This is a genomic window from Seonamhaeicola sp. S2-3, from assembly GCF_001971785.1.
Taxonomy (GTDB): domain Bacteria; phylum Bacteroidota; class Bacteroidia; order Flavobacteriales; family Flavobacteriaceae; genus Seonamhaeicola.
Genome location: NZ_CP019389.1, coordinates 1,868,433 through 1,881,202, shown reverse-complemented (window position 1 = coordinate 1,881,202; position 12,770 = coordinate 1,868,433). Strand labels below are relative to the sequence as shown.

The 12,770-nt window shown below is 30.7% G+C and carries 10 protein-coding genes; 5 read left to right on the top strand and 5 right to left on the bottom strand.

Annotated features, from left to right (window positions below; all coding sequences use genetic code 11):
* A complete protein-coding gene (gene folK / locus BWZ22_RS08615; protein ID WP_076699358.1) occupies window positions 1–1,128 on the bottom strand; it encodes a 2-amino-4-hydroxy-6-hydroxymethyldihydropteridine diphosphokinase in 1,128 nt (375 codons plus the stop codon).
* A gap of 70 nt (window positions 1,129–1,198) precedes the next feature.
* Here folK and BWZ22_RS08610 point away from each other — a divergent pair, with 70 nt between their 5' ends.
* The 3 genes from BWZ22_RS08610 to rpsU all read left to right on the top strand — a co-directional run bounded on the left by BWZ22_RS08610 (window position 1,199) and on the right by rpsU (window position 4,935).
* Window positions 1,199–1,903, top strand: coding sequence for a queuosine precursor transporter (locus BWZ22_RS08610; protein ID WP_076699356.1), 705 nt, complete (start codon window positions 1,199–1,201; stop codon window positions 1,901–1,903).
* An 81-nt stretch (window positions 1,904–1,984) separates the two neighbouring features.
* Window positions 1,985–4,609 (top strand): AsmA family protein, encoded by a 2,625-nt coding sequence (locus BWZ22_RS08605; protein WP_076699354.1) that lies wholly within the window; start codon window positions 1,985–1,987, stop codon window positions 4,607–4,609.
* A 131-nt stretch (window positions 4,610–4,740) separates the two neighbouring features.
* Window positions 4,741–4,935 (top strand): 30S ribosomal protein S21, encoded by a 195-nt coding sequence (rpsU, locus tag BWZ22_RS08600; protein WP_076699353.1) that lies wholly within the window; start codon window positions 4,741–4,743, stop codon window positions 4,933–4,935.
* 54 nt (window positions 4,936–4,989) lie between these two features.
* Here rpsU and BWZ22_RS08595 read toward each other — a convergent pair whose 3' ends face one another.
* A complete protein-coding gene (locus tag BWZ22_RS08595) occupies window positions 4,990–5,784 on the bottom strand; it encodes a DUF2797 domain-containing protein (protein ID WP_076699351.1) in 795 nt (264 codons plus the stop codon).
* 42 nt (window positions 5,785–5,826) lie between these two features.
* Here BWZ22_RS08595 and BWZ22_RS08590 point away from each other — a divergent pair, with 42 nt between their 5' ends.
* Both BWZ22_RS08590 and BWZ22_RS08585 read left to right on the top strand, forming a co-directional pair.
* Window positions 5,827–7,341, top strand: a complete 1,515-nt coding sequence (locus BWZ22_RS08590; protein WP_076699350.1) for a GH3 auxin-responsive promoter family protein — start codon at window positions 5,827–5,829, stop codon at window positions 7,339–7,341.
* A gap of 119 nt (window positions 7,342–7,460) precedes the next feature.
* Window positions 7,461–9,080 carry an OmpA family protein gene (locus tag BWZ22_RS08585; protein WP_076699348.1) on the top strand — a complete coding sequence of 540 codons (1,620 nt, stop codon included), beginning with the start codon at window positions 7,461–7,463 and terminating at the stop codon, window positions 9,078–9,080.
* A gap of 234 nt (window positions 9,081–9,314) precedes the next feature.
* Here the strand turns inward: BWZ22_RS08585 and clpX are convergent, their stop codons facing one another.
* From clpX to tig, 3 genes are all read right to left on the bottom strand, one after another.
* Entirely contained in the window at window positions 9,315–10,547 is a 1,233-nt protein-coding gene (gene clpX / locus BWZ22_RS08580) for an ATP-dependent Clp protease ATP-binding subunit ClpX (RefSeq protein WP_076699347.1), read from the bottom strand.
* Window positions 10,548–10,621: 74 nt separating this feature from the next.
* Window positions 10,622–11,296 carry an ATP-dependent Clp endopeptidase proteolytic subunit ClpP gene (clpP, locus tag BWZ22_RS08575; protein ID WP_076699345.1) on the bottom strand — a complete coding sequence of 225 codons (675 nt, stop codon included), beginning with the start codon at window positions 11,294–11,296 and terminating at the stop codon, window positions 10,622–10,624.
* 145 nt (window positions 11,297–11,441) lie between these two features.
* Entirely contained in the window at window positions 11,442–12,770 is a 1,329-nt protein-coding gene (tig, locus tag BWZ22_RS08570) for a trigger factor (RefSeq protein ID WP_076699344.1), read from the bottom strand.

Below are 12,770 nucleotides of genomic sequence, written 5' to 3'. Positions count from 1 at the left end.
TTAGTTACATATCTCATTTAAAATAGATAAATAATCGCTTCTGTTTTTAATAAAATCTCTGTTTGATATATCAATTATTTTAACGTTAAATTCTGGTTGCGTTTTTAAAAAGTCTAAATAACCCTCATTTATTTTTTCTAGGTATTCACTTTCAATATTCTGTTCATATTTACGTCCGCGCTTTTTAATATTTTCTTGTAGACGTTCAGTATTTTGATACAGATACACATACAACTCTGGTTTTGAAATGTCTTTGTACATTAAATAAAATAACTTTCGGTATAATTTAAATTCATCTTCTTGCAAAGTTATTTTTGAAAATATAAGCGATTTAAAAACATCATAATCACTTACAATAAAATCTTTAAACAAATCTAACTGTGATAAATCATCAGAAATTTGTTGATATCTATCTGCTAAAAAAGACATTTCTAACGGAAAAGCATACCTACTTGCATCTTTATAAAATTTGGGCAAAAACGGATTATCTGCAAAGCGTTCTAAAATAAGTTTCGCATTATAATCTTGAGAAATCATAGTAGCTAAACTAGTTTTACCTGCACCAATATTGCCTTCAATAGCTATATAATTGAATTTAGAAAAATCGTAAGCTTTCCTAGGGTTTTTTAACCATATTTTTATAGGCTCTAAAACAGATTGGTCTTCACATGCTTCTAACAAAACAGACACAGATTTGTTAAGTGTTGGATGTATTAATTTTGAAGCAATATCATTAAGTGGCTGTAATACAAACCTACGTTTATGCATTTCAGGATGTGGCACTTGTAATGCTTTGGTTTCAATAACTTCATTACCTGCAAAAACAACATCTAAATCTATGGTTCTAGCTTCATAACCACTTCCTTTTTTTCGGGTACGCCCCAACTCTTTTTCTATTTTCAACAAAGTTTTTAACACTTTTTGTGGTTTTAAATAGCTTTCTAACACCAAACAGGCATTTAAAAAATCATCACTTTCAAAACCTAAAGCAGGCGATTTATAAACTTTAGAAATTAACTTAACATTACCCACTTTTGCATGTATAGCATTTACTGCCATTTGCAGGTTTTTAAGTTTATCGCCTTTATTGCTCCCCAAAGCAATGTAAAAAGTAGTTGGTTGCATCATAGAAAAAGCAAAATAATAAAAAGTAAATGGTTTCTTTTATATTTACAAAAGGTATTTATTCACAATAAGCATGGAACTTAAAGACAAACTAGCCGCCCAAAGAATTTATATGCTTTTAGGAGCACTTTTTATTACGTCGTTGGTGGTTTCAAATTTAATTTTTCAAAAATTCTTTTATTGGTATCCGGTAGATGTGGAAGTTTTTGGAAGCAAACTTTTTGAAATTTCAGTAGGCATATTACCTTACCCGCTCACTTTTTTAATTACCGATTTAATTAGTGAAATTTATGGTAAAAAACGTGCTAATCAAGTTGTAATTACAGGTATTTTTGCTTCGTTTTTTTCATTATTAATTGTTTCTGTAGCTAGTTTGGTTTCTGCAACGCCGTGGTCTCCTGTAAATAACAACATATTTAACACTGTTTTTGGCAATACAATACTTGCTGTTTTTGCTAGCATGATGGCTTACCTATTTGCTCAATTTGTAGATATTCAAATTTATCACTTCTGGAAACGCTTAACCCAAGGAAAACACTTATGGCTTAGAAATAATTTTTCTACTTGGTTTTCTCAATTTGTAGATACTTTTACCGTAGTAGGTCTTTTATGTTTGTTTGATATTATTCATTGGGACAAATTTCTAGGACTTTTAATCTCTGGATTTCTTTTTAAAGTATTGGTAGCAGTTTCTGATACTCCTTTTCTTTATTTAGGAGTTTATATATTTAGAAAACGGTTTAAATTAAAAGTAAACGAAGAAATTAATCTGCTATAACTGGGATTAAATTTGGGTTAATTTTTTATATTTTCCAACTAAATCATTACTACTAACGTATATTTATTAAAAAGAACTTATATGAAGAAAGCTTTAAAAATTTTCGGAATTATCATTCTCATTATAATAGCTCTTTTAATAGCTATTCCATTTGCTTTTCAATCTCAAATAACAGAGATAGTTAAACGCTACATCAATCAAAATCTTAATGCAAAAGTTGAATTTAGTGATGTAGGTCTTAGCTTTATTAAAAGTTTCCCACAGGCTAGAGTTAGTGTTTCAGATTTAACTATCACCAATTTTGAGCCCTTTAAAGACGAAACCCTTGCTACAGCAAAAAACATAGCTTTTACAATGCCTATTAAAGAGCTTTTTAAAAAAGCAGATGAAGAACCAATTGTGGTAAGTTCTTTTAAAATTGATGAAGCACTTTTAACTTTAAAAACCGATAAATTTGGCAACACTAATTACGATATTGTAAAATCTGATAGTTCCGAAACCGAAACTAGCACTGAAGAAAGTGCCAGTTTTTCGTTTAGCATTGAAGATTACAGCATAAAAAATAGTGCTTTAACTTATTTAGATGAAGCCTCTAATATGCTTATACACCTATCAGAATTTAACCATAGTGGAAACGGTACATTTTCGGCTGAAACTTCTGAAATAGATACAAAAAGTGAAACCAACATTAGTTTTACAATGGACAGCATTAATTACCTACAAAACAATGCTGTAACACTTGATGCCGTTATTGGTTTAGATTTAGAAAAAAACATCTATACTTTTAAAGATAATATTGGCTTTATAAACAAATTACCTATTGAGTTTGATGGCTCTGTGCAACTGCTTGAAAATGGTCAGCAAATTGATATTACTTTTGAAAACCCTCAGGCTTCTTTTAAAGATTTTCTTGCTGTAATGCCTAAAGCATACACCGAAAATTTAGATGATATTGTTACTACCGGAAACTTTAATGTAAAAGGTATTGTTAAAGGACTTAGCTCTGACGAAACAATTCCTAATTTAGATATTAATATCACATCAAACAACGCATCGTTTAAATATCCTAATTTACCAAAACGTGTTGAGCAAATTTCAATTAACACCTCAATAAAAAATACCACAGGAAATGTTGATGACACTTATGTTGACATTAAACAATTAAACTTTAAAATTGATGAAGATGTATTTAAATCATCCGCTACTTTAAAAAATATAACCAAAAACATGTTGGTAAACGCTCATATTGATGGCACTTTAAATTTGGCTAATATCAGTAAGGTTTATCCTATAGAATTTGATAAAACTTTAAGCGGTATTTTAAAAGGAAACATAAACACTTCTTTTGATATGAATGCTGTTGAAACCAATGCCTACGAACGCATAAAAAGCAACGGCTCTGTAAGTATTTCTGATTTTATTTTTTCATCAGAAGATGTCATAAACCCTATACATATTTCTACAGCTAACATGAGTTTTAGCCCTGAAACTGTATCGCTAAATAACTTTAAAGCCAAAACAGGTGAGAGCGATATTAATGCTACTGGAAAAATAACAAACCTGTTAGGATTTTTATTAAGCAATAACACTTTAAAAGGCAACTTTGATATTAATTCAAACTTATTTAAGGTAAGTGATTTTATGACCGAAGACGAATCGGTTTCCAAAGAAAATGAAACTACAAAAGAAGAATCTCTAAAAATACCTGCTTTTTTAGATTGTACTATAAACGCCAAAGCCAACACTGTTGTTTATGATAATTTAAACTTAAAAGAGGTGTCAGGAACCCTTGTTATTAAAGACCAAAAGGCTACTTTAAAAAATGTAACTTCTAGCCTATTTGATGGCTCTTTAGCTATAATTGGTAACGTATCTACCCAAAACAAAGTACCAACTTTTGATGTAAATTTAGGTATTGATGGGTTTGATATTGCTCAGTCTTTTAACAATATGGAATTGTTACAAAATTTAGCACCAGTTGCAAAACTGTTTCAAGGAAAATTAAATTCTACCATTAATATTTCTGGAAATTTAGATGATGAGTTTTCGCCAGAACTATCTACAGTATCTGGTATGGCGCTTGCCGAATTATTAACAACAAAGGTAAATGCTAATAAAGGAGAATTATTTAATGCCTTAGAAAGCTCATTAAACTTTATTGATTTTGACAAATTAGATTTAAACGATGTTAAAACCCAATTAGAATTTGCTAATGGAGGCGTTAATGTAAAACCTTTTGAATTAAAATATGAAGATATTGCTATAACTGTTTCTGGTAGCCATAAGTTTGACCAAACTTTAAGTTACAACGCTGTTTTTAATGTACCTGCAAAATATTTAGGCAGTGAAGTAAACCGCCTTATTGGACAAATAAATTCTGAAGAAACCAACAATATTTCTATTCCTGTTACAGCAAACATAGGAGGTAGTTACACCTCTCCTACTGTAAAAACAGATTTACAAAGTGCTGTTTCAAACTTAACCAAGCAACTCGTTGAGATTGAAAAACAAAAGTTAGTTAACACCGGAAAAGACAAAGTAAAAGATTTACTTGGAGGTATTTTAGGTAACCAAAACACAAAAAACACAGATTCTATTAACGAAACCGCCACAGAAAAAACAGACTCTACAAAAACAATAAAAGATGAGATTAAAAATGTGCTTGGTGGCTTGTTAAGTAAGAAAAAAAAGGACACCAATAATTAGTTAATATATGCTTTTTTAGGAATTTATTTAATAAAACATGGTATTTATTAGGTTATTCTAATAAAAAGGTTAACTTTTGCACTCGCATTTAGGACGAACCTAAAAATGCGGATTAACTCAAAAAACTCCATATGCTTAAAATTATTATAAAAGATGGTGAAAACATTGAACGTGCATTAAAACGCTACAAAAGAAAGCACAGAAATGTACAGGTGATGCAGAATTTAAGAGAAAATCAATTTTTCACAAAACCATCAGTTAAAAGACGCAGAGAAATTCAAAAGGCTGCTTACATACAAAACTTAAGAGACCAAGAAGAATTTTAGAATTCTACTTTATATCATACAAAAAATCCACATTTATTAAAATGTGGATTTTTTTTATTCAATAGTAATTTTTACAACTAAACCTTCATTGGCCCTAACATTAAAAACCGTTTGATCTTCAAAAATTAAATACTGTCCTTTTACACCTACTAATTTACCAGTATAAGATTGAGCTTTTACAATATTTAAGCTCTTTGGTTTTTCAGGATATGCAATTACAGGAAACTCTAAATTGGTTTCTGTGTTATTTTCTATAAAATAATCGCTTACTTCATCTGGAATAAAATCTTTCAATCGGTCTCTCCATTCTACTAAGTTTTCGTCTTCAATATCATTTTTAAGCATTTTACGCCAATTGGTTTTATCGGCTACTTGCTCTTTTAAAGCCACCTCAGTAACTCCAGCTAAATATCTGTTAGGCACTTCAACAATTTCAATGGCCTCATGGGCGCCTTGGTCAATCCATCTTGTAGGTACTTGACTTTTTCTTGTAACCCCAACTTTAACATTACTAGAATTTGCTAAATACACAATATGAGGCTGTAATTGGGCTTTCTTTTCATACTCCAAATCACGGTCTTCAATACCTAAATGAGCCTTACTAAGTTCTGGTCTCATTACCCAATCTGCTGCCTGCGGAATATCAAAAAAACAACTTTTACAAAACCCTTGTCTGTAAATAGGCTTGTCTAAGCTACAATTTAAGCATTGATATTTAACAAATTGCATAGTAATAGTTTTACTTAGCAATTGATTCATATTAATAAAATCGTTTTCAAACTCTAAGTAATACTGAATAGGGTTTGAAAATTCTGTTTTCATTTTTGTTAAAACACCTTGGTAGAACATGAAAAAAAGTATTATTTTTAAAACCTTAAAGATAGAATAAATATGGCATTCCCTTTAGTAAATTCTATTGCATCTTGGTTTTTAAAAAAACGTTTTCATCAAATAGAATTGTTTTTAAAATATCCCAACGAAGTCCAAAACGAATTACTTTTAGACCTTTTAGACATTGCAAAAGATACCGAAATTGGCAAGCAATATGATTTTTCATCTATTAAAAACTATAAAACTTTTGCTGAACGAATCCCAATAAAAAACTACGACGGTTGGCAAGATGTTATTGAACGCTCTAGACGTGGTGAAAATAATATCTTTTGGCCTACACCTATTAAATGGTTTGCAAAATCTAGTGGTACAACCAGATCCAAAAGTAAATTTATTCCGGTAAGCACAGAGTCTTTAGAGGACTGTCATTATGCAGCTAGTAAAGATTTATTGTGTATGTACTTAAATAACAATGAAGATTCTCAACTATTTACTGGCAAGAGCTTACGTTTGGGTGGCAGCAAAGAATTATACAAAGAAAACGGAACCATTTTTGGAGATTTATCTGCCATTTTAATTGATAACATGCCTTTTTGGGCAGAATTTAGTAGTACACCTAGCAATAAGGTATCTTTAATGAGCGATTGGGAATACAAAATGCAAGCCATTGTTAATGAAACTATTAACGAAAATGTAACCAGTTTAGCCGGTGTACCATCATGGATGTTAGTTTTGCTTAACAATGTATTAGAAACTACAGGAAAAGGTAATTTAAATGATGTTTGGCCCAATTTAGAAGTTTATTTTCACGGAGGCGTAAGTTTCACACCTTATATAGATCAGTACAAGAAAATAATACCAAAACACAATTTTAGATACTACGAAACTTATAATGCTTCCGAAGGTTTTTTTGCGATTCAAGACCAGAACAACTCTAGTGAATTGTTACTCATGTTAGATTACGGTATCTTCTACGAGTTTATTCCTATGGATATATATGCTACTCCAGAAGAAAAAGCAATACCACTAAGCGAAGTTAAACTTAACAAAAACTATGCGGTTATTATTACCACCAACGCTGGACTATGGCGCTATAAAATTGGAGACACCGTTAGGTTTACTTCATTAAACCCATACCGAATTAAAATCTCTGGTAGAACCAAACACCATATAAATGTATTTGGAGAGGAACTCATTATTGAAAACGCCGAAGAAGCCCTAAAAAGAGTATGTAAACGTACAAAATCTGAAATTGTAGACTTTACAGCGGCTCCCATTTTTATGGAAGGCAATAAAAAAGGAGCTCATGAGTGGCTAATTGAATTTAAAACCCAACCCAAAGACATTAACTATTTTAACGAATTATTTGACAATGCACTAAAAGCATTAAATTCTGATTACGAAGCAAAACGTTACAATAACATAACACTAAACAAGCCTAAAATAAACATTGCACGCACCCAATTATTTCATGACTGGTTAAAGCAAAATAACAAATTAGGTGGTCAACATAAAGTACCTAGACTTTCTAATTCTAGAGACTATTTAGAGGAGTTATTAAAATTAAATGGCTAATGGTTAAATTTCAAGAAATTGCTTAACGATTTATATTACATTTCGTCTAAGAAATTATTTTCACATACTATTTCTAACTTATATTTAAACCGCTAATTAATCCAAAATACTCTCATAAAATGAAAACTAAGCTACTACTTATTGTATGCTTGGTTACAAATTTTGTAATCTCTCAAAGTGCCATTGTAGCCAACAACACTACTAAAAACAGCTCCATTTTAGCTAGCATTTCCTCTAAACCAGAAGCCACAATAGGTGCTAATGGTTTTAATTTTGAAGTCTTAGATGCTGGTATAAACACTAAATTTTCTGAATTTGGTTCTGGTTTTTTTATGAATAAATTTATTATGGTTTCTTCAAAAAAAATTGGCGGATTAGCCAAAATAGATCCAAACACCAATGAAGCTTTTAAAGATTTATTTTGTTTAGATGTTTCACAAAATGGTCAGTTAAGTCATCCTCTATTGTTTTCTAGAATTTTAAATACTAGCAATAGCGAAGGACAGCTTACATTTTCGCGCAATGAAAAAACGGTTTACTATACTAGAAGCAGTAAAGAAAACTCTATGGAATACAAGCTTTATAAAGCTACTTTAGAAGAAAACTCACATGGCAATTGGGTTGACAACCAATTACTAAGTATAAACGCCGATGGTATATCTATAGAAACTCCATACTTAAACCCAAGTGGAACAAAAGTTTATTTTTCATCTAATATGGAAGGCTCTTATGGAGGATATGACATTTATGTTTCTAAAATAACTGAAGATGGTAATTTAGATACTCCTGTAAATTTAGGCCCTACAATTAATACCGCAGCCGATGAAAAATACCCATCAATTTCTGTAGATGGGAAAGAGTTATATTTTTCTTCAAAAGGACATGAAGGACTTGGTGGTCATGATTTATTTGTTAGCAAAATACTAAACAACAACCAATATAAAACCCCTAGAAATTTAGGAAATACTATTAACACCCCTTATGATGAAGTAGCATTCTTTTTTGCTACTAAAAACAAAGGGTATGTATCATCTAATAAACCTAATGGCAAAGGTGGTTTTGATATTTATACAGTAGAAAACAAAGGCATATCACAATCTTTAAAAGGAACTATTTTAGATTTAGAGACCAACATTAAATTACCAAATACCCTAGTTGTTCTTACAGATGAAGACAATATTGAAATAGCTAGACAAACTACTAACGAATTTGGTGAATTTAAGTTTGATAACATTAAACCTTTTGAAACATATACTATAACTACACAAAAGGATGGATTTAAAAATGGAACTTTTAAATTTTTAGCTAACAGAGGTTATGACACGACTTACAATGAAAAATATAAACTAAACACAACAGAGCCTGTTATTGCTAAAGTTAAAGATAAAATGCATATTGTTTTAGAGAATATATATTTTGATTACGCTAAGCACAGTATTAAGGAAGAATCTACCATTTCATTAAATAAGATTGTAAAAGTTCTTAGAGAAAATCCTGAAATGAAAATCTCTATAAACGCACACACTGATATAAGAGGAAATGAGGCTTACAATTTAAAACTATCTAATAAACGTGCTTGGTCTGCTTTGAATTATTTAACCAACCTTGGTATAGAAAAAGATAGGTTAATTTCAAAAGGGTTTGGTGAATCTCAACCATTAATTGATTGTAAATCTAAAAAATGTTCTAATGATGAACACCAAACTAACAGACGGGTAGAGTTTGTTATTTTAGAATAGATAAAAAGGCGTATCCGACTAAATACAAGTAAAAAAAGGTTTTAAACGAGTATTTTGTCTAATCATCTAAAAGCCGAAAATTCGTTTTGATGCACTAACAAATAAGTATACTTTTAAAGTATCTTAAATAAGATATTGGAACGTATCCATAATGTTTATTATTAATTAACACATCCATAAAAATAAAAAACCACGCTAATAGCGTGGTTTTTTTATGACTGTATTTAAATTGAATTAAGAAACCGCTTTAAGCTTCTTTAATGTAGTTTTAGTTAATTTATCTTCAGCATATGCTTTTGTAACGTTTAGGCTCTTCTCATCAGAACTTGGTAATTCAAACATAGCATCTGTTAAAATTTCTTCACATAGTGAACGTAATCCTCTTGCTCCTAATTTATACTCAATAGCCTTTTCTACAATAAAGTCTAACGCTCCAGTTGTTATTGAAAAATCAATATCATCCATTGCAAACAACTTTTTATATTGCTTAATAATGGCATTTTTTGGCTCTGTTAATATGGCTCTAAGTGTTTTTGCATCTAATGGATCCATATGTGTTAAAACAGGCAAACGGCCAATAATTTCTGGTATTAATCCAAAGTCTTTTAAATCTTTTGGAATAATATATTGCAATAAATTATCAGGATCTATGATATCATCAGATTTTGAAGCACTGTAACCAACCGCTTGCATATTTAAACGCTTGGTAATAACTCTATCAATTCCATCAAAAGCTCCTCCTGCAATAAATAAAATATTTTCTGTATTTACTTCAATAAACTTTTGGTCTGGGTGCTTTCTTCCTCCTTTTGGCGGAACATTTACCACGGTTCCTTCTAAAAGTTTCAGCAGTGCTTGTTGTACACCTTCACCAGAAACATCTCTTGTTATAGATGGGTTATCACTTTTACGAGCAATTTTATCTATTTCATCTATAAAAACAATACCCTTTTCTGCTTTTTCTAAATTATAATCTGCTGCCTGCAATAAACGCGTTAAAATGCTTTCTACGTCTTCACCTACATAACCAGCCTCAGTTAAAACTGTAGCATCAACAATAGCCAAAGGTACGTTTAACATTCTAGCAATAGTTTTTGCCATTAACGTTTTTCCGGTACCAGTTTGCCCAACCATAATGATATTACTCTTTTGAATATCTATATCATCTTGAGATGGTGGTTGTAATAAACGCTTGTAGTGGTTATATACTGCTACAGACATTACTCTTTTAGTAGTGTCTTGCCCAATAATATATTCATCTAAAAACGATTTAATTTGCTGTGGTTTACGAAGTTTTAATTCTGCCGACAAATCACTGCTGTCGTTTTGCTTAGATTCTTCAAGCACAATACCATGCGCTTGCTCTATACATCTATCACAGATGTGAGCATCTAAACCTGCTATTAATAAGTTAGTTTCAGGTTTTTTTCTACCACAAAACGAACATTCTAACTCTTCTTTTGCCATTAATCTAATTCAATTTTAAGAATAATTAATTGTAAATCCTTTTGTAACAATTAATTAAAATTACAAATTTTTATTTAATCTCTTGATAAAATTTCGTCAATCATACCATATTCTTTAGCTTTATCGGCTTTCATCCAATAATCTCGGTCACTATCTTCATATATTTTGTCGTAATCTTGCCCTGTATGCTTACTTATAATTTTATAAAGCTCTTCTTTTAAGGTTAAAATTTCTCTAGCCGTAATTTCAATATCACTTGCTTGACCTTGAGCTCCACCTAAAGGTTGATGAATCATAACTCTAGAATGTGTTAATCCGCTACGCTTACCATGTGCACCTGCGCATAATAAAACTGCCCCCATTGAGGCTGCCATACCTGTACAAATAGTTGCTACATCTGGTTTTATAAACTGCATAGTATCATAAATACCTAATCCTGCATACACGCTTCCTCCTGGAGAATTAATATAAATTTGTATGTCTTTATTAGGGTCTGTACTTTCTAAAAATAGTAGTTGAGCTTGTATTATGTTTGCTACTTGATCATTAATAGCAGTTCCCATAAAAATAATTCTATCCATCATTAAACGAGAGAACACATCAAAAATAGCGATGTTCATTTGGCGTTCTTCAATAATATTGGGGGTTAAATTAGTAGGATACATACTGCTAATTATTTTATTGTAATATGTACTACTAATACCTTGGTCTTTTATAGCGAATTTCTCAAACTCTTTTGCGTAATCCATAGTTGTTCTTTGATACTTTATATTGTTAATCCCTTGATATACATCAAAATAAAACCAAAATTGGTTTTTTAAGATACTCTTTTTGAATAAAAAAGCGCTTAAACCTAATGATTTAAGCGCCTAAATATAATGAATATTCTTTTAGTTATTTGTCTCCGTACACTTCTTTAACAAAGTTTTCGTAACTTAATTCTTTTACCTTAATATTGGCTTTTTCTTTATAAAGCTCTAATAATTTTTGGCTAATTAATTGTTCTGAAATTCTACGAGCTTCATCTTGATTAGATAATACTCTTGCAGCAATGTCATCTAATTCTTTATCTGAAGGATTCATTTGACCAAACTGCGCCATTTGACCTTTAATCATTTCTCTTGCATGATTTTTAATATCATCCATAGTTACTTTGATATCGTTTTCTTCAATTAATTTTCCTTCTATTAACTGGTAACGTAAGCTTTTTTCAGATTTATCATATTCTTCTTTAGCCTGAGCTTCGTCCATTTCCTTTTCACCTGCGGTTGCCAACCATTTAGTTAAGAATTCTGCAGGCAAATCAAACTTAGTATTTTCAACTAAATACTCTGTAACGTCATTTAAAAGCTTTTGGTCTGATTGCTGAACGAATTGTTTTTCAGCATCTTCTTTAATTTTAGCTTTTAATTCTGTAACGGTTTTTACAACGTCTTTTCCAAAAAGTTTATCAAATAACTCTTGGTCTAAATCTGCTAATTCGCGTTTATTAATTTCAGTAATTGTAAAGGTTACTTCAATATCTAAACCATGAACCTCATCATGACCTAATTTTAAAGCGTGCATTAACTCATGCTCATCATTATAAAGTCCTTTGGTTTTTAAGGTTATTACATCACCAACTTTAGCTCCTATAAATTGTTTTTCGGTAGTTTTACCTTTAAATTTATCTAGGGTAATGGTAACGGTATTTTCTATTTCTTTTTCTTCGTTTTTAAAAGTACCTGTAATTTCACTGTCTTTTTCTACAGTGTCTTGAGATACTAATTTGCCATATTGCTTTTGAATACGCTCTATTTGCTCATCAATCATTTTATCATCAGCAATAATATTGTAATGCGTAATGGCTTTTTTGCCTTTTAGTTTTACTTCAAATTCTGGCGCTAAACCTAATTCAAATTCAAAAGTAAACCCATCGGCATTCCAATCTATATCATCTTGAGGTTTAGGTAATGGTTGCCCTAAAACATCTAATTTTTCTTCGGTTAAATATTTATTTAACGCATCTTGAAGCAATTTATTTACCTCATCAACCAATACAGCTTTTCCGTATTGTTTTTTTACCATCCCCATTGGCACATGCCCTTTTCTAAATCCAGGTATGTTTGCTGTTTTACGATAATCTGACAAGATTTTCTCTACTTTATCGCTGTAATCTTCTTTAGCAATATCTACTTTTACAACAGCATTTAATGCATCAAGGTTTTCTCTTGTAATATTCAT